General features: G+C 63.8%; 20 protein-coding genes and 1 pseudogene. 11 read left to right on the top strand and 10 right to left on the bottom strand.

What is annotated here, in order from left to right:
* The gene (locus RAC97_RS18715) at positions 1 to 273 is read left to right on the top strand and encodes a DUF3509 domain-containing protein (protein ID WP_375101032.1); all 273 of its coding nucleotides are present in this window, start codon (positions 1 to 3) and stop codon (positions 271 to 273) included.
* Positions 274 to 359: 86 nt separating this feature from the next.
* On the opposite strand, the gene RAC97_RS18710 is transcribed toward RAC97_RS18715, so the two are convergent.
* From RAC97_RS18710 to aroC, 3 genes are all read right to left on the bottom strand, one after another.
* The gene (locus RAC97_RS18710) at positions 360 to 896 is read right to left on the bottom strand and encodes an oxidase (protein WP_375101031.1); all 537 of its coding nucleotides are present in this window, start codon (positions 894 to 896) and stop codon (positions 360 to 362) included.
* Positions 896 to 2,050, bottom strand: coding sequence for an MFS transporter (locus RAC97_RS18705; RefSeq protein ID WP_375101030.1), 1,155 nt, complete (start codon positions 2,048 to 2,050; stop codon positions 896 to 898). The genes RAC97_RS18710 and RAC97_RS18705 overlap by 1 nt, the downstream gene beginning before the upstream one ends.
* Before the next feature lie 130 nt (positions 2,051 to 2,180).
* Positions 2,181 to 3,272 carry a chorismate synthase gene (aroC, locus tag RAC97_RS18700; protein ID WP_375101029.1) on the bottom strand — a complete coding sequence of 364 codons (1,092 nt, stop codon included), beginning with the start codon at positions 3,270 to 3,272 and terminating at the stop codon, positions 2,181 to 2,183.
* A gap of 170 nt (positions 3,273 to 3,442) precedes the next feature.
* Between aroC and RAC97_RS18695 the strand changes: the two genes are divergently transcribed.
* Together RAC97_RS18695 and RAC97_RS18690 are read left to right on the top strand one after the other, a co-directional pair.
* Positions 3,443 to 4,399 (top strand): alpha/beta hydrolase family protein, encoded by a 957-nt coding sequence (locus tag RAC97_RS18695; protein ID WP_375101028.1) that lies wholly within the window; start codon positions 3,443 to 3,445, stop codon positions 4,397 to 4,399.
* A gap of 90 nt (positions 4,400 to 4,489) precedes the next feature.
* Entirely contained in the window at positions 4,490 to 5,272 is a 783-nt protein-coding gene (locus tag RAC97_RS18690) for a hypothetical protein (protein ID WP_375101027.1), read from the top strand.
* Between the two features lie 93 nt (positions 5,273 to 5,365).
* Here the strand turns inward: RAC97_RS18690 and prmB are convergent, their stop codons facing one another.
* Complete coding sequence (gene prmB / locus RAC97_RS18685; RefSeq protein ID WP_375101026.1) at positions 5,366 to 6,283, bottom strand: 50S ribosomal protein L3 N(5)-glutamine methyltransferase; 918 nt, start codon at positions 6,281 to 6,283, stop codon at positions 5,366 to 5,368.
* Between the two features lie 177 nt (positions 6,284 to 6,460).
* Between prmB and RAC97_RS18680 the strand changes: the two genes are divergently transcribed.
* The 5 genes from RAC97_RS18680 to RAC97_RS18660 all read left to right on the top strand — a co-directional run bounded on the left by RAC97_RS18680 (position 6,461) and on the right by RAC97_RS18660 (position 9,145).
* Complete coding sequence (locus tag RAC97_RS18680) at positions 6,461 to 7,051, top strand: cysteine hydrolase family protein (protein WP_375101025.1); 591 nt, start codon at positions 6,461 to 6,463, stop codon at positions 7,049 to 7,051.
* A gap of 82 nt (positions 7,052 to 7,133) precedes the next feature.
* Entirely contained in the window at positions 7,134 to 7,454 is a 321-nt protein-coding gene (locus RAC97_RS18675) for a hypothetical protein (protein WP_375101024.1), read from the top strand.
* A gap of 69 nt (positions 7,455 to 7,523) precedes the next feature.
* Positions 7,524 to 8,084, top strand: coding sequence for a Smr/MutS family protein (locus RAC97_RS18670; protein WP_375101023.1), 561 nt, complete (start codon positions 7,524 to 7,526; stop codon positions 8,082 to 8,084).
* A gap of 70 nt (positions 8,085 to 8,154) precedes the next feature.
* Positions 8,155 to 8,700, top strand: coding sequence for a GTP cyclohydrolase I FolE (gene folE / locus RAC97_RS18665; RefSeq protein WP_375101022.1), 546 nt, complete (start codon positions 8,155 to 8,157; stop codon positions 8,698 to 8,700).
* 73 nt (positions 8,701 to 8,773) lie between these two features.
* On the top strand, positions 8,774 to 9,145 hold the full coding sequence (locus RAC97_RS18660) for a glutathione S-transferase N-terminal domain-containing protein (RefSeq protein ID WP_375101021.1): 372 nt from the start codon (positions 8,774 to 8,776) through the stop codon (positions 9,143 to 9,145).
* A gap of 56 nt (positions 9,146 to 9,201) precedes the next feature.
* On the opposite strand, the gene RAC97_RS18655 is transcribed toward RAC97_RS18660, so the two are convergent.
* Positions 9,202 to 9,804, bottom strand: a complete 603-nt coding sequence (locus tag RAC97_RS18655; protein ID WP_375101020.1) for a glutathione S-transferase family protein — start codon at positions 9,802 to 9,804, stop codon at positions 9,202 to 9,204.
* 144 nt (positions 9,805 to 9,948) lie between these two features.
* Between RAC97_RS18655 and RAC97_RS18650 the strand changes: the two genes are divergently transcribed.
* Positions 9,949 to 11,142, top strand: coding sequence for a benzoate/H(+) symporter BenE family transporter (locus RAC97_RS18650; protein WP_375101019.1), 1,194 nt, complete (start codon positions 9,949 to 9,951; stop codon positions 11,140 to 11,142).
* Positions 11,143 to 11,201: 59 nt separating this feature from the next.
* Here the strand turns inward: RAC97_RS18650 and RAC97_RS18645 are convergent, their stop codons facing one another.
* From RAC97_RS18645 to RAC97_RS18635, 3 genes and pseudogenes are all read right to left on the bottom strand, one after another.
* Positions 11,202 to 12,065, bottom strand: coding sequence for a methyl-accepting chemotaxis protein (locus tag RAC97_RS18645; RefSeq protein WP_375101048.1), 864 nt, complete (start codon positions 12,063 to 12,065; stop codon positions 11,202 to 11,204).
* Positions 12,063 to 12,287 (bottom strand): annotated as a pseudogene (locus RAC97_RS18640) (HAMP domain-containing protein); the annotation flags it as partial. The gene RAC97_RS18645 and the pseudogene RAC97_RS18640, both read right to left, overlap by 3 nt.
* Positions 12,288 to 13,292: 1,005 nt before the next feature.
* The gene (locus RAC97_RS18635) at positions 13,293 to 14,054 is read right to left on the bottom strand and encodes an SDR family oxidoreductase (protein ID WP_375101018.1); all 762 of its coding nucleotides are present in this window, start codon (positions 14,052 to 14,054) and stop codon (positions 13,293 to 13,295) included.
* 230 nt (positions 14,055 to 14,284) lie between these two features.
* Here RAC97_RS18635 and RAC97_RS18630 point away from each other — a divergent pair, with 230 nt between their 5' ends.
* Entirely contained in the window at positions 14,285 to 15,286 is a 1,002-nt protein-coding gene (locus tag RAC97_RS18630) for an NADP-dependent oxidoreductase (protein ID WP_375101017.1), read from the top strand.
* Between the two features lie 30 nt (positions 15,287 to 15,316).
* Here the strand turns inward: RAC97_RS18630 and pyrF are convergent, their stop codons facing one another.
* Complete coding sequence (gene pyrF, locus RAC97_RS18625; protein WP_375101016.1) at positions 15,317 to 16,018, bottom strand: orotidine-5'-phosphate decarboxylase; 702 nt, start codon at positions 16,016 to 16,018, stop codon at positions 15,317 to 15,319.
* A 179-nt stretch (positions 16,019 to 16,197) separates the two neighbouring features.
* Here pyrF and RAC97_RS18620 point away from each other — a divergent pair, with 179 nt between their 5' ends.
* The gene (locus RAC97_RS18620) at positions 16,198 to 16,368 is read left to right on the top strand and encodes a DUF2897 family protein (protein WP_375101015.1); all 171 of its coding nucleotides are present in this window, start codon (positions 16,198 to 16,200) and stop codon (positions 16,366 to 16,368) included.
* 61 nt (positions 16,369 to 16,429) lie between these two features.
* On the opposite strand, the gene RAC97_RS18615 is transcribed toward RAC97_RS18620, so the two are convergent.
* Positions 16,430 to 16,771: a ComEA family DNA-binding protein gene (locus RAC97_RS18615; protein ID WP_375101014.1), complete on the bottom strand. Its 342-nt coding sequence runs from the start codon at positions 16,769 to 16,771 to the stop codon at positions 16,430 to 16,432.
* Positions 16,772 to 16,859: the final 88 nt, after the last annotated feature.

The following is a 16,859-nucleotide window of genomic DNA, read 5'->3' as shown; positions in this document are numbered from 1 at the left end:
ATGGACCTTATCCAGGAAAAATTCGTTTCGATTTTCAGCGCGTACCAGGTCGAAACCAAGCCGCGTCCCGATGGCGGTATCCAGCTTACCCTGCGTGCTGCCGATGGCACCGTGACCCGCCGCGTGCTGTCCTATGCGCAACTGCACAGCGCCGAACAGCTGTCCTGGGCCATCAGCGCCATTCGCCGCGACCTTGCCGAACAGGCCAGTGAGCTGCCGGTGATTTCGATGCTGCAAAGCCAGCAACGTTTCGCGCTGCCGACCTATCGCTGATCGCGGCACCCCAATTCGCGGGGCAATCCTCCACTCATGAATGGATTTTGTGAGAAGAGGATTGCCCCGCGATCTATTTCAGCGCATCAGAACGCTTCTATCCCCAGGAATTCCCGCGCACTCTGGTCACCGGTGGCACGTCCCTCGGCCCCCTGTTCGCTGGCGAACAGGCGCACGGCCAGGCAGAACGGCGTTTCGCCAAGGTCGACCCAACGCCGGGTGCCAGCGGGAACCAACAGCACGTCGCCCTTCTCGCACAGCACCGAAAATACCTGCCCGCCCAGGCGCAGGCTGACTTGGGCGCGCCCGGTGATGACCGCGAACACTTCATCGGCCTCGTATATTTGTTCATCGCGCAGACCGGCCTCGACCCACGTGGCGCCATCGTGGTCGAGCAGGCGATAGGCCCGGCTGCCATGCTCGGTCATCAACGCATCGAGCCACTGGCGGGCCTCGCCAAGCACGGCTTGCTCCCCGCTTGCGGGGCGGATGCGCAGGTCGTGGGGCTGGTGTTCCAGGCGCACGCCTTGTTCGGCCAGGGTCGCGGCGATGTCTTCATGATGGGTCAGCACCTTGCTCGGCTGCTGCGGGCTGGCGCTATGGAAAACACTGAGGATGCTCATCAGGGGCTGTTCCTGGTCTCTTGCAAACGAACGGCAATGATAACGGCTGCGGCCAATGCTGCGAGGCTCGCCATACCAAAGGTGAAGCCCGGGCCCAGCAACTTCCAACTGTAGCCTGAGTACAACGCGCCCAGCGCGCCGCCGGTGCCTGACAGCGCGGCGTACAGGGCTTGGCCCTGGCCTTGCTGGCGCGCGCCGAAACTGGCCTGAACGAAGGCGATGGACGCGGCGTGGAAGCAGCCGAAGGTAGCTGCATGCAGCACTTGGGCGAATACCAGCACCGCTGGACTCTCTGCCAGGTTGCCCAGCAGCAGCCAGCGCAGCGACGCCAGCAGGAAACTGGCCATGAGCACGCGACGCACCGAGAAACGTGCGAACACTCGGCTCATCAGCATGAACAGCAGCACCTCGGCGACCACGCCCAGGGCCCACAGCAGGCCGATGGCGCTGCGGCTGTAGCCCAGGTGCTCCAGATGCAGGGTGAGGAAGGTGTAGTAAGGCCCATGGCTGAGCTGCATCAACGCCACGCAGGCATAGAAGGCCAGCACGCCAGGTGCCGCGAGCTGGCGCATGAAGCCCTCGGCGCCGCGCCGTTCGGTGCTTTCCACCGGCTGGGCGTTGGGCACCCAGAGGCTTGCGGCGAAGATGCCGAACATGATCGTCACCATCGCCACGGGATAGATATCCAGGCTCAGCCATTCGAACAACCGCCCCAGGCCGACCACGGCCAGGATAAAACCGATCGAACCCCACAGGCGTACCTGGCTGTAGCGCGCGGTCTGCCCGTGCAGGTGCGCCAGGGTGATCACTTCGAACTGCGGCAGCACGGCATGCCAGAAGAACGCATGCAGGGCCATGACCAGCGCCAGCCAGGCATAGCTTTTGGCGAGGAAGATCAGCGAGAAGGTCATCAGCGTGCATAGCGCGCCCAAGCGCACGATCAACAGGCGCTGGCCGGTACGGTCGCCCAGCCAGCCCCAGAGGTTGGGGGCAATGCAACGCATCAGCATGGGAATGGCCACCAGCTCGCCGATACGCGCTGGCGAGAACCCCAGGTGGTCGAAGTACAGCGCCAGGAACGGCGCGGTGGCGCCGAGCAGGGCGAAGTAGCAGAGGTAGAAGCTGGACAGACGCCAATAAGGGATGGGCGGCATGGGTTGGCCTTGTGCAGGGCCTGCGTCGGCCTCGTCGCGAACAAGCCCGCTCCTCAGGTTCCGCACCGCTCTCAAGGGCAGCGCAGGCCTCTCAAGAGCGGGCTGGCCCGCGAAGAGGGGCGCAGGCAGATCAGATCTGGCCCAGCACCGGGGTGTTGACGTGCACACCCGCGTTCTGCCCCCGGTGACGCAGCAGGTGGTCCATCAGCACGATGGCCATCATCGCCTCGGCGATCGGCGTGGCGCGGATGCCCACGCAAGGGTCGTGGCGGCCCTTGGTGATCACTTCCACCGGGTTGCCATCGACATCGATGGAGCGGCCCGGCACGGTGATGCTCGAGGTCGGCTTGAGGGCCAGGTGTGCGACGATCGGCTGGCCCGAGGAAATACCGCCGAGGATGCCGCCGGCATTGTTGCTGAGGAAACCTTCAGGGGTCAGCTCATCGCGGTGCTCGCTGCCACGCTGGGCAACGCTGGCGAAACCGGCACCGATCTCCACGCCCTTGACCGCGTTGATGCTCATCAGGGCGTGGGCAAGCTCGGCGTCGAGACGGTCGAAGATTGGCTCGCCCAGGCCCGGCATCACGCCCTCGGCAACCACGGTGATCTTCGCCCCGACCGAGTCCTGGTCGCGGCGCAGCTGGTCCATGTAGGCCTCAAGCTCCGGCACCTTGTCAGGGGCGGGGCTGAAGAAGGCGTTCTGCTCGACGCTGTCCCAGGTCTTGAACGGGATCTCGATCGGGCCCAACTGGCTCATGTAGCCACGCACGACAATGCCCTGGGTGGCCAGGTATTTCTTGGCGATGGCACCGGCCGCCACACGCATGGCGGTTTCCCGCGCCGAGCTACGGCCACCGCCGCGGTAGTCGCGCAGGCCGTACTTGTGGTGGTAGGTGTAGTCGGCGTGGGCCGGACGGAACAGGTCCTTGATGGTCGAGTAGTCCTTGGACTTCTGGTCGGTATTGCGGATCAGCAGGCCGATCGAGCAGCCAGTGGTACGGCCTTCGAACACCCCGGAGAGGATTTCAACCTCGTCCGCTTCCTGGCGCTGGGTGGTGTGCCGGCTGGTGCCGGGCTTGCGCCGGTCGAGGTCGCGTTGCAAGTCGGCCAGGGAGATTTCAAGGCCCGGCGGGCAACCATCGACAATGGCGACCAACGCCGGGCCATGGCTTTCGCCTGCGGTGGTGACAGTGAACAGCTTGCCGTAGGTATTACCGGACATGGACGCTCCGCGAATCAGCCTGAAAATGAACGAGGGCGCCAGTATACGGAAAGCCGGGGGTTTGAGAAAAAAAGCAGAAGAAATTCGCGTGACGCCTTCGCCAGTGCCGCCACGAACCTTCGCCCTCGGCACAGGTCCAAACTTCACCTCGTCACGCAGTACCCCCAACCATGCCCCGCCTCGCCGCCTTGTTACTGCTGTTCTGCGCCACCTTCGCCCAGGCCGCCCCCAGCGTCCTGCAACGCCCTATCGAGCTGGACACCGGTCACGGCGTGCTGCACGGCACCCTGCTGCTGCCGCAGCAAGCGACCCCACCGCCAGTGGCCCTGATCCTTTCAGGCTCCGGCCCTACCGACCGCGATGGCAACAACCCGGCATCCGGGCGCATCGACAACCTCAAGCGCCTGGCCTGGCTGTTGGCGGACGAAGGCATCGCCAGCGTGCGCTTCGACAAGCGCGGCGTGGCCGCCAGCCTGCCAGCGGCCCCCGACGAGCGCGACCTGAGCGTGGAGGGCTACGTCGCCGATACCATCGCTTGGGCGCGCCAGCTCGAAGCCGACCCGCGTTTCGGTCGATTGATCCTGATCGGACACAGCGAAGGCGCCTTGATCGCCAGCCTCGCCGCCGAGGAGGCTGGCGCCAGCGCAGTGATCTCCCTGGCCGGCAGTGGTCGACCGGTGGCCGATGTGCTGCGCGAGCAACTGGCCCAACGCCTGCAACCGGCGCAACTGGCGCGCGGCAATGCCCTGCTCGACCGCTTGCAAGCCGGCCAGTCGAGCCTGGATGTGCCGACGCCTCTGCGCGAAGTGTTCCGCCCCACTGTGCAGCCCTACCTGATCTCGTTGTTCCGCCAGGACCCGGCGGCGGCGTTCGCACGCATCAAGGTTCCGGCACTGATCGTCCAGGGGCGCAACGATGTGCAGGTCGAGGTCAGCGACGCCGAGCGCCTCAAGGCAGCCAAGCCGGATGCGCAACTGGCGCTGATCGATGGCATGAACCACATGCTGCGCATCAGCCCTCGCGCCATGCACCTGCAACGGGACAGCTACCTCAACCCGGAGCTGCCGCTGGCCCGCGAGCTGGGCCAGCGGGTGGTCGAATTCATTCACCAACTGCCCTCGGCCTGAGGTTGCGCTCAGGTCTGGGCGCGGGCTGCCGATAATGCAGGCATGAGACGGCGACACTGTCACCGCCCCCTGCACTTGAGGACAGCCCTGATGACCGATGCACCTGCCGCCGAGGCGACCGAGGAACAACCGACAGAAAGCGCTCCACAGCCCTGGGCCGACCTTGCCGCAGAACATTTCCAACTGCTGCGCCTGGCGCCCCTGCCAACCGACCGCAACAGCGGCGCCCGGCCCTTGCGTTTCGTGCAGTTCGGCTACGCCGAGCGCCACGACAAGGCCAACAGCCTGCTGCGCATGGAAATTCGCCTGCCCGGCCAAAAAGTGCGCAAGGAGCAGAACCAGCTGGATATCCGCGTCGACCATGCACAGCACGTGGTACGCATCGGCGATGAAGCCGGCCTGCAACTCGAACCGCTGAACCGCGGCCTGGGCCGCTACATGCTGGCCCAGGCCACCCAGTGGCTGCAGCGCAAATGGTCGCACTACCGTATCGAAGGCGTGGCCTTGCCAAGCAAGGACGCCCTCAACGAAGACTCGCGCCTGCGCCGCGACCACCTGCTGCGCAGCGCCGGGCTGGAGCTGGAGTATGCCGACGGGCAGATGCTCAAGGCGCGTACCGTCGAGGTGCCGGTCGGCCAGCTCAAGGGCGGCTGGAACAGCGAGAAGGTGCAGCGCGTCGACATGATCGAGGCGGCCTCGATGCTGCAACAGGCCGAGCAGAAGCTGCAGGAGAAGGACGCGCAGCTGCGCGAACGTGACGAGCGGGTCGCCAAGTACCGCCGTGAAGACAGTGGCCTGCGCTTCACCATCACTTGCCTGGTGGCCTTTGCGGTATTCCAGGCGGGGTTGCTGATCTGGATTGCTACCCGCTAGATCGACGCGCGTTGTTCGCGGGCAAGCCCGCTCCTACAGAGGCATGCGTATACCTGCAGGAGCGAGCTTGCCCGCCAAGAGGCCTGCGCAGGCTCAGCTCAGCGACACCCGGGCCTTGAACAGCGCCTGGTGGTCCCGACACTGCTGCGCCGAGAGCATGAACACCCCATGCCCGCCGCGCTCGAACTCCAGCCAGGTGAAGTCCACTTCCGGGTACAGCGCCTCGACATGCACCTGGCTGTTGCCCACCTCGACGATCATCAGGCCTTTTTCAGTCAGGTGGTCGGCAGCCTCGGCGAGCATCCGCCGTACCAGGTCCAGCCCATCGTTGCCGCAGGCCAGGCCCAGTTCCGGCTCGTGGTGGTACTCGGCCGGCATGTCGGCGAAGTCCTCGGCATCGACATACGGCGGGTTGGACAGGATCAGGTCGAAGCGCTGCCCCGGCAGGCCGGCGAAGCCATCGCCCTGCACGGTGTAGACCCGCGCCTCCAGGCCATGACGCTCGATGTTCTGATTGGCCACCTCGAGCGCATCGAATGACAAGTCGCCCAGCACCACCTCGGCCTCGGGGAATACCTCGGCAGCGACGATGCCGATGCAGCCCGAGCCGGTGCACAGGTCGAGAATGCGCGCCGGCTCATGCGCCAGCCACGGCTCGAAGCGTTTTTCGATCAGCTCGCCGATGGGCGATCGCGGGACCAGCACCCGCTCGTCGACAATGAACGACATCCCGCAGAACCACGCCTCGCCCAGCAGGTAGGCCGTTGGCACACGATCCTCGATACGCCGCTTGAGCAGGTGCTGCAAGCGCACCCGCTCGTCGTCCTCGAGCTGGCAATCGAGGTAGCTGTCGGCGATTTCCCAGGGCAGGTGCACAGCCCCCAGCACCAACAGACGGGCCTCGTCCCAGGCATTGTCGGCACCGTGGCCGAAGAACAGGTCATGCTCATGGAAGCGGCTGACCGCCCAGCGGATATGGTCGCGCAGCGTGCGCAGACGGGATGTGATCACGGGTGACTCCTTTTCAGACAGGACGAAAGTCTAACAGTCCGCTGGCTGAAATGTTCCACCGGATCCCGTCCAGCTAGCCAGAGGCCAGTAACCACGCCGCTTACGTTGTCAACCATTCACATTGGCGTCGAGGCGAGGGAGAATAGGCGCAGAAAAGCCCTACCCAAGGAGCCCTTGATGTCCGTTCCAACCACGATGTTCCGCCTAAGCGGCCGCGACTACCCGCCGGCCAAGCTGGGCCAAGCCAGCCTGATCGTCATCGACGCGCAGAAAGAGTACCTCGGCGGTCCTCTGATGCTGTCGGGCATGGACGAGGCCGTGGCCAACATCGCCCGGTTGCTCGAGGCCGCCCGCAAGGCCGGGCGCCCGATCATCCATGTACGCCACCTGGGCACCGTCGGTGGCCTGTTCGACCCACAGGGCAGCCGCGGCGAATTCATTCCTGGCGTGGAGCCGCGCGAGGGCGAAATCATCATCGAGAAACGCATGCCCAATGCCTTCAAGAACACCAAGCTGCACGAGACGCTGCAGGAGCTCGGCCACCTGGACCTGATCGTCTGCGGGTTCATGAGCCATTCCAGCGTCAGCACCACCGTGCGCCGGGCCAAGGACTATGGTTACCGCTGTACCCTGGTGGAAGACGCCTCGGCCACCCGCGACCTGGCGTTCAAGGACGGGACCATTCCCGCCGCGCAGATCCACCAGTGCGAAATGGCCGTGATGGCCGACAACTTCGCCTGCGTCGCCCGTACCGCCAGCCTGATCTGAGCGCAGCGGACCGCCCGGCAGCCGGGCGGAACCCAAGGGCCGGGCCCAGGTCGAATTCCGGATACCCACAGAGGAAATCGGAATGAAGCTCAAAGGCAGTTTCGACGCCAAGCGCCTGCGCCAACGCGAACCCGGCAACTGGGGCGCGCGCCTGGCTGCCGGGCTGTCCGCCCTGGTCGCCACCCTGGGCATCCTCCTGGCCATGGCTGGCATCGCCGGGCTGCTGGGCAACTACCAGGCGTTCGCCGAGCTCAATGCCAACCGCCCCCTGTCGATCAGCCTCATCCTGAGCGGGCTGGTACTGTTCTGGCTGGGCGTACGCTTCTGGCGGCGCAGCCGCATCCGCCTGCGCCGCAGCCGTGAACTGAACCTGTCTGCGCACCTGATGAAGCGCCACGACTGAGCTTTTCGACGCAACACTGCACATAGGAAAAGACTCGCGTAAACTACGCCGCCCTACGTGGAGGCACACATGCAAGACGATGACTTTTCCCTCTTCCGCAACGAAGTGCGTGGCGTCAAGCCGATCCAGCACGACCGCGCTGAAGTCGGCAAGCCCAAGGCCGACCGCAAGCAACTGGCCGGCCTGCGCCAGTCAGCCACGGTACGCAGCGACCAGTCGCTGGTCATCGACGGCATGTCCGACCAGTTCGTCATCGATGTCGGCGCCGAGGACGAGCTGATGTGGCGCCGCGATGGCGTGCAGGAAAGCCAGGCACGTAAACTCAAGCTTGGCCAGGTCGCCTTCGAAGGCAGCCTCGACCTGCATGGCATGACCGTCGAGAAAGCGCGCGAGACCCTCTGGGACTTCCTCGCCGAAGCCACCAAGCTGGAAGTGCGCTGCGTGCGCGTTACCCATGGCAAGGCGGCGCGCCTGGATGGCAAGCGGCCGATGATCAAGAGCCACGTGAACACCTGGCTGCGCCAACACCCCCAGGTGCTCGCCTTTACATCCTGCCAGGCCCGCCACGGAGGCACCGGTGCGGTGTACGTGATGCTGCGCCGGACCATGCTCGAAGGCCGTGATGAGTGACGTCGTGCTTGCAGCGCCGCCGTCACAGCCGTAACCTTCGCCTTTGCGTTTTTTCCCCACAGGTAGATACATGTCCCTGGAACAGAACTACACCGCGATTCTCAGCCAGATCGGCGAGGACGTTTCCCGCGAGGGCCTGCTGGACACGCCCAAACGGGCCGCAAAGGCCATGCGATACCTTTGCCGCGGTTATGAGCAAACCCTGGAAGAAGTCACCAATGGTGCGTTGTTCAGCTCTGACAACAGCGAAATGGTGCTGGTCCGGGATATCGAGCTGTATTCGATGTGCGAACACCACATGCTGCCATTCATCGGCAAGGCCCACGTGGCCTACCTGCCCAAAGGCAAGGTGCTGGGCCTGTCCAAGGTCGCACGTATCGTCGACATGTATGCCCGCCGCCTGCAGATCCAGGAAAACCTCAGCCGCCAGATCGCCGAGGCGGTCGCACAGGTCACAGGTGCGGCCGGCGTTGCCGTGGTCATCGAAGCCAAGCACATGTGCATGATGATGCGCGGTGTGGAAAAGCAGAATTCGAGCATGATCACTTCGGTGATGCTTGGCGAATTCCGCGAAAACGCCGCGACTCGCAGCGAATTCCTCAGCCTGATCAAGTGATCGGCCTGTAGTTCGAAGCCGACCCGCTGGGTCGGCTTTTTATTTTCCGTACCGAGATGCTCAGGAGTTGCCCATGATCGTCAAAGCCCTGCGGGTTGGCCTCGGCCAGCTCATCGTGTTCGGCGACTGGATCAGCCGCCCGGCCAAGCGCAAGCGCGATGCCGCAGCCCAGGCCCAGGTCGAACAAGAGGCCCAAGGCCTGGCGCTGTACCAGTTCCATGCCTGCCCGTTCTGCGTGAAGACTCGCCGCACCCTGCACCGTTTGAACGTGCCGGTGGCCCTGCGCGATGCGAAGAACGATGCGCAACACCGCCAGGCGCTGCTGGAGGGCGGAGGCCGGGTGAAGGTGCCATGCCTGCGGATCGAGGAAGCAGGCCAGGTGACCTGGATGTACGAGTCCAAGGCGATCATTGCCTATCTCGACAAGCGCTTCTCGGCGATCTGAGGTACCGACTCGTCGCGGTGTTGGCCCCGGCATCGAACCTGTAGGAGCGGGGCCGCCTACCCGCCCATCGCTACATGCTTCGGATGGCTCGCCACTCGCTCCAGCCATGCCCGCACCGCCGGGTAATCGGCCAGGTCGAAGCCTCCCTGGTGCGCCACGTGGGTATAGGCATACAGCGCGACGTCGGCAATCGAATACTGCTCGCCCACCAGGTACGGCGTCATCTTCAGCTGCTTTTCCATCACCTTCAGCGCCTTGTAGCCGCCCTTGTGCAGCTTGCGGTATTCCTCCAGGCGCTCGTCCGGCAGCCCCAGGTAGAACTGGATGAAACGTGCCACGGCAATGTAGGGCTCATGGCTGTACTGCTCGAAGAACTGCCATTGCAGCACCTGGGTACGCAAGCGTGGCTCGCTGGGCAGGAACTCGCTGCCATCGGCGAGGAAGTTGAGAATGGCATTGGACTCCCACAGGCAGGTGCCGTCCTCGAGCTTGAGCACCGGCACCTTGCCATTGGGATTCATGGCCAGGAACTCGGGCGTTTCGGTCTCCCCCTTGAGGATATCCACCGCAAGCCACTCACAAGGGCGGTCCAACAGTGCCAGCATCAGCTTGACCTTGTAGCAATTACCCGACTGGACATCTCCATACACCTTGTACATCGCCCCTTCCCCTCTCGCGCAGTAGCAGATCCGAGGCCAATAGTTGGGGACTGTACGGTTAAATGCAATGGCGGCTGTATGACAAGGCTCTCGCGCCAAGACGGTAGTCTGCAATAACTGCTTACACGTACAAGGAACCACCCCATGACCGACGCCAGCTCGACGCGCCTGCGCCCTTTGTCGGACACCTCCCCTTCGGCAGTCGTCGCAGGCTTCATCGCCATGCTCACCGGCTATACCAGCTCATTGGTGCTGATGTTCCAGGCCGGCCAGGCAGCGGGACTGACCAGCGGACAGATTTCCTCATGGATATGGGCGCTGTCGATCGGCATGGCGGTGTGCAGCATCGGCCTGTCGTTGCGCTACCGCACACCGATTACCGTGGCCTGGTCGACCCCCGGCGCAGCCTTGCTGATTACCAGCCTGGGCGGCGTGAGCTATGGCGAGGCCATCGGTGCCTACATCACCTGCGCCGTGCTGGTGCTGGTGTGCGGCCTGACCGGCAGCTTCGAACGACTGGTGCGCCGCATACCAGCGTCCCTGGCCTCGGCGCTGTTGGCCGGTATCCTGTTCAAGATCGGCAGCGAGATCTTCGTCGCCGCCCAGCATCGGACGCTGCTGGTGCTGGGCATGCTCTTCAGCTACCTGCTGGTCAAGCGCCTGTCGCCACGCTATTGCGTGCTGGCCGCGCTGGTGGTCGGCACAGTGCTGTCCGGAGTACTGGGGCTGCTGGATTTCAGCGGCTTCAACCTGGAAGTGGCCAAACCGGTGTGGACCACGCCGAGCTTTTCCCTGGCCGCCACCATCAGCATCGGCATTCCGTTGTTCGTGGTGGCCATGACCTCGCAGAACATGCCCGGCGTCGCCGTGCTGCGCGCCGACGGTTACCAGGTACCCGCCTCGCCACTGATCACCAGCACCGGCCTCGCCTCGCTGCTGTTGGCGCCATTCGGCGCCCACGGGGTGAACCTGGCGGCGATCAGCGCGGCGATCTGCACCGGCCCACATGCCCATGAAGACCCGGCCAAGCGCTACACGGCGGCGGTCTGGTGCGGCATTTTCTACGGCATTGCCGGTGTGTTCGGCGCCACCCTGGCAGCGCTGTTCGCCGCTTTGCCCAAGGAACTGGTGCTGTCGATTGCCGCCCTGGCGCTGTTCGGATCGATCATGAACGGCCTGAGCGTGGCCATGGGCGAAGCGCGAGAGCGCGAGCCTGCGCTGATTACCTTCATGGTCACCGCGTCGGGGTTGACGTTGTTTTCGATTGGTTCGGCGTTCTGGGGGATCGTGGCGGGTGTGGTCACCCTGATGATTTTGAGCCCACGTAAAACGGGATAATTTCATTCGCCTGTGCCGGCCCTTTCGCGGCAAGCCCGCGAAAGGGCCGGCACAGACCACTACAAGCGGAAGTGCCCGACCATACCCTTCAACTCATCCCCCAGCTGCGCAAGCTCCACGCTGGAACGCGCATTGTCGCGCATCGCCAACGCCGCCTGGTCGGCGCTGCCACGAATCTGCGTCACGCTGCGGCTGATCTCCTCGGCCACCGAGCTCTGCTGCTCGGCCGCCGCGGCAATCTGCTGGTTCATCTGCTGGATCAACGACACCGCCGAAGCGATGCTGCCCAAGGCGCTTTCAGTGTGCAGCGCATCGGCCACTGCCAGGCGCACCAGCTCGGTACTACCGCGAATCTGCGTCACCGACTGCTGGGCGTTGCCGCGCAGGCTGGCGACCAGGCGCTCGATTTCCTCAGTCGATTGCCGGGTCCGCCGCGCCAGGGCACGCACTTCATCGGCCACCACCGCAAAGCCCCTGCCCTGCTCGCCAGCACGGGCCGCTTCGATGGCCGCGTTGAGCGCCAACAGGTTGGTCTGCTCGGCAACGCTCTTGATGACTTCAAGCACATCGCCAATGGTATGAATCTCGGCACTCAGGCTGTCGATGCCAGCGCTGGCGGTTTCCGCTGCGTCCGCCAATTGCTCGATACGCTGCATGCTGCGCCGCACCACCTGCTGGCCGGACTCGACCTTGTCGTCGGCATCCTGCGCGGCCTGGGCGGCCTCTTCGGCGTTACGTGCCACATCGTGAACGGTGGCGGTCATCTGCTGCATCGCCGTAGCCACCTGCTCGGTCTCCTCTTTCTGGCTGCCTACCTCGCGATTGGTCTGCTCGGTCACCGCCGACAGCGCCTGTGCGCTGCCCGCCAACTGCTCGATACCATGCTGCAAGCCGCTGACGATACCGGACAGCCCTGCGGCCATCTGCTGCATCGCCAAGGTCAATTGGCCAACCTCGTCGCGCCCGACCACCTGGTTTTCGACCACCAGGTCGCCCGCGGCAATGCGCTGGGCGCTGGCGATCACCCGCTTGAGCGGGCCGACCACGGCGCGGGTGATGAGCCAGGCTGCCACTATGCCCACCAGCAGCGCCAAGGCCGTGGCGATGGCAATGGCCAAGGCGTTGCGGGTCAGCTCGCCCTGCATGCTCTGCTCCTGCGTGGCGTAGGCTTGGTCGACACGCGAGGTGACCTGCTCGGCACTGGCCTGCAACTGCGCCTTGATGCCCTGCTCCTTGGCGAGCAGGTCAGTGTACTCATTGAGTTTCTCCGAGAAGCTGGCGATATGCCCGGCCACCTCCCCCAATACGCTCTGGTAGCCCGGGTCATCGACCGAGGCCTTGAGCTGCTCGACCAGTGCCGCCGCATCGACGGTCTGCGCGATGCGGCCCTGCTCTACCGTGTCATCGCCCTTGCGGCCCTTCTCCAGGCGCACCCGCGCCTCGTCCATGGCCTGCAACATCAGCCGCGACACCTGCGAGACCTGCGCAGCCTGGTCAAGGAATTCGGTGCCTTTCTCGCCTTGGGACTGCTTGAGGGTGTAGGCGCCATCGTCGGCCAGCCCCGACTGCAACACATCGAGGTTGTTGGCGACACTGGACACCGACCAACTGGCCATGTCCAGCGCCAGTTCCTTGGACTGCACGACCTCGACGAAGGCATCGAAGGCCTTGCCATAGGCGCTGAGGTCCGCTTCTGTCGCCGCCAGGGCCGGCAGGCTGCGAACGCGCTCGACCAAGCCTTGCAGGCCGCTGCGCAGTGTGTCGGCTTCCTTGATGTCCGAGCGCAGGGCGAACGCCTGCTCGTGCTGGCGCAGGCGCAACAGTTCAGTGTTGACCTGGCCCATCTGCCGCAGCCCCTCGAAGCGCTGCCCGACACTGTGCAGCGCGAAGATACCGATGGCCGCGACCGCGAGGGTCAACAGCAATACCAGGGCAAAGCCCAGGCCGAGTTTGCGGGCCATGCCCAGGTTGCCCAGACCACCGTGCTTGGTCGACTTCATCGCCGATTCCCCTCGCCCTTCAGGTTTTCCCGAAAGGCAAGAGTGACAATGGCGCAGGCGTACCTACAAGAGCTTGACGTCAGAATGGTGTCAAATAGCTATGAACCTGTCGTTTTCAGCTAACTGCGGGTCGTGCCGCTCGAGTGCCCGTCAGATCGCCGTGGCGCCACCGTCCACGGCCAGGCTGTGGCCGGTGGTGAAAGCTGCGCCATCGCTGCACAGGTACAGCACCGCCGACGCGATCTCCTCGACCTTGCCGATACGCCCCACCGGGTGCATGGCGGCGGCGAACTCGGCCTTGCGCGGGTCGGCCTCGTAGGCTCGGCGGAACATGTCGGTGTCGATCACGGCCGGGCACACGGCGTTGACCCGGATGCCCTTCTTCGCATACTCGATGGCCGCCGACTTGGTCAGGCCGATCACTGCGTGCTTGGAGGCTGCGTAGATGCTCATCTTCGGCGCCGCCCCAAGGCCTGCCACAGAGGCGGTATTAACGATCGCCCCGCCGCCTTGGGCGAGCAGCAGCGGCAACTGGTACTTCATGCACAGCCACACGCCTTTGACGTTGACGCCCATGATGGCGTCGAACTCCGCCTCGCTGCCTTCGGCCAGGCGGCCTTTCTCGATTTCGATGCCGGCGTTGTTGTAGGCGTAGTCCAGCCGGCCGTAGGCCTGGACGATCTTCTCGTGCAACTGGCGCACATCGCTGTCGCGGGTCACGTCGCAGGCGACGAACAATGCTTCGCCGCCAGCCTCACGGATCAGCGCCACAGTGCCCTCGCCGCCAGCCACGTCGAGATCCGCCACCACCACCTTGAGGCCTTCTGCGGCGAACGCCTGGGCGGTCGCCCGGCCAATGCCGGCCGCACCGCCGGTGACCAGGGCGACCTGGCCGGAAAAAGTCATGCTCATCACGGGCTCCTGCATAGGGAAAGAAAGACCAGGCTGAGTCTAGTCAGTGCGCCGCCTGGCTGGGCAGCATCATCAGGAGCACGGTTGAACTACCATGGGTTGCAGTGATTGTGCCTGCAACCTTGGATCACCCATGTGGATCGTCCGCCATTCGCCATGCCAGTGAAGCTTGTCGGCGGGGGCCCCACGCACTATCAACGGGCTTTGCCTATAACGAGCGAGAGACCGCCATGACCCAGACCAACCGCCGCTTCCTGCTGGCCAAGCGCCCTGTCGGTGCCGTAAGCCGGGATGACTTCACTTTCGAACAGATTCCAGCAGCCGAACCTGCCGAAGGACAGATCCAGGTGCGCAACCTGTACCTGTCGCTGGACCCGGCCATGCGCGGCTGGATGAACGAAGGCAAGTCGTACATCCCCCCTGTGGGCCTTGGCGAGGTGATGCGAGCCCTAGGCGTAGGCGAGGTGGTTGCTTCCAAGCATCCGGACTACAAGCCCGGTGACCATGTCAGCGGTGCGCTTGGGGTACAGGACTACTTCACCGGCGAGCCCAAGGGGTTCTACAAGGTCGACCCACGCCTGGTGCCCCTGCCCCGCTACCTGTCGGCCCTGGGCATGACCGGCATGACCGCCTACTTCGCTTTGCTGGAGGTCGGCCAGCCCAAGGAAGGCGATACCGTGGTGATTTCCGGCGCTGCGGGCGCGGTCGGCAGCATTGTCGGGCAGATTGCCAAGATCAAAGGCTGCCGCGTGGTCGGTATCGCGGGCGGCGCACAGAAATGTGCCTACCTGAAGGACGAACTGGGTTTTGACGGGGTCATCGACTACAAGGCCGAGGATGTGCTGGCCGGCCTGAAGCGCGAGTGCCCCAAGGGTGTGGATGTGTATTTCGACAATGTGGGCGGCGACATCCTCGATGCGGTGCTGACCCGCATCAACTTCAAGGCGCGCATCGTCATCTGTGGTGCTATCAGCCAGTACAACAACAAGGAAGCGGTCAAGGGGCCGGCGAACTACCTGGCGCTGCTGGTCGCCCGCGCGCGCATGGAAGGCTTCGTGGTGATGGATTACGTCAAGGACTATGGCAAGGCGGCGCAGGAAATGGCCGGGTGGATGGCCAGTGGCAAGGTCAAGAGCAAGGAGGATGTGGTGGAGGGGTTGGAGACGTTCCCCGAAACACTGCTCAAGCTGTTCAAGGGGGAGAACTTCGGCAAGTTGGTGTTGAAGGTCTGAGGGCCGCCTAGCGGCCCTCGAAAGGTTGGATCAACCGCGAATCTCGGCGACCACGGCTGCCAGCGCCTGGGCTGGGTCTGCTGCCTGGCTGATCGGACGCCCGATCACCAGGTAGTCGGAGCCGGCGTCCAGGGCCTGACGCGGCGTCAGGATGCGGCGCTGGTCGTCCTGTGCACTGCCTGCCGGGCGAATGCCTGGCGTCACCAGTTGCAATGCCGGGTGCGCCGCCTTCAGCGCCGGCGCCTCCAGGGCCGAGCACACCAGACCGTCCATGCCGGCCTTCTGTGCCAGCGCCGCCAGGCGCAATACCTGCTCTTGCGGGTCGACATCCAGGCCGATACCGGCCAGGTCCTCGCGCTCCATGCTGGTCAGCACGGTCACGCCGATCAGCAGCGGTTGCGGTCCGCTGCGCTTGGCCAGCTCTTCACGGCAGGCCGACATCATGCGCAGGCCGCCGGAACAGTGCACGTTGACCATCCATACGCCCATCTCGGCTGCGGCCTTGACTGCCATGGCGGTGGTATTGGGGATGTCGTGGAATTTCAGATCGAGGAATACTTCGAAGCCCTTGGCGCAGAGGGTTTCGACGATGCCCGAGGCGCTGCTGGTGAACAGCTCCTTGCCCACTTTTACCCGGCACAGCGCAGGGTCGAGCTGGTCGGCCAGCTGCAAAGCGGCTTCGCGGGTGGGGAAATCCAGGGCGACGATCAGGGGCGTCTGGCAGGCGGACATGGGGAGCGGTCTCTTGGTAAGGCTTGAACGGCGGGCATTGTAAACGAAGTAGGGACAGTTTGGGGATCGCAGAACAGTTGCCTGCTGGGCCCCCAGGCTATCATTGAACGGACGGACCGTATTGCCTGTCGAAAGAAACAACAAACGTTCCTTACCCTTACGGTCACTGGAGAACGACAATGCCTTGGTACGCCTGGCTTATACTCATCGTCGCCCTTGGCTCGATCATTGGCGGATTGATGATGTTAAAGGAGACAGCAAAAAAGCTGCCGTTGACAGAAGAGCAATTGAAGAAGATTCATGAACGAAATGCCGAAATGGATGCAAAGGAGGCCAAAGACAATAAATAGTTCCTTTTATATAATGACCGGCTGAGCAAAGCCTCCCTCGCCGGCCATTATACTCAGCGCTCTAATCGACGGTTAAAGCGCCACGATTACGTTCAAGCAATGCATTGCCAATGCCTTTTACTTCAAGAAGCTCATCCACTGTTTTAAAGGGACCATTCAGCTCACGGTACTTTATAATGGCCTGCGCCTTCGCTTTTCCGACACCAGTCAACTTATCCTGCAACGTTGCCTCATCAACGTGATTTATATTGATCACCGTCGATTCGGAGAGAGTAGCCGGACTCGCTATCATGGGCGGCTTGGCACCCTCAGCGGAAACGGGGCTCGCGGAAGATGCAGCAGCCGAAAATGCCAGCATCGCACCCGCAAGGAAAGAGATGAATTTAGCGAATTTAAAACGCATAGGTACACTCCGTTTAAGAGACTAAGGGGCAGCGCATCCATCGCTGCCCCTCGAACCTTAGCGGAATCACTGCACAGTGCAAGAATGA

The sequence above is a fragment of the Pseudomonas sp. LS_2 genome, from assembly GCF_042709235.1.
In the GTDB taxonomy this organism is placed as follows: Bacteria; Pseudomonadota; Gammaproteobacteria; order Pseudomonadales; family Pseudomonadaceae; genus Aquipseudomonas.
The sequence above is the reverse complement of the archived record's forward strand: the minus strand, read 5'-3'. Positions and strand labels throughout refer to the sequence as shown.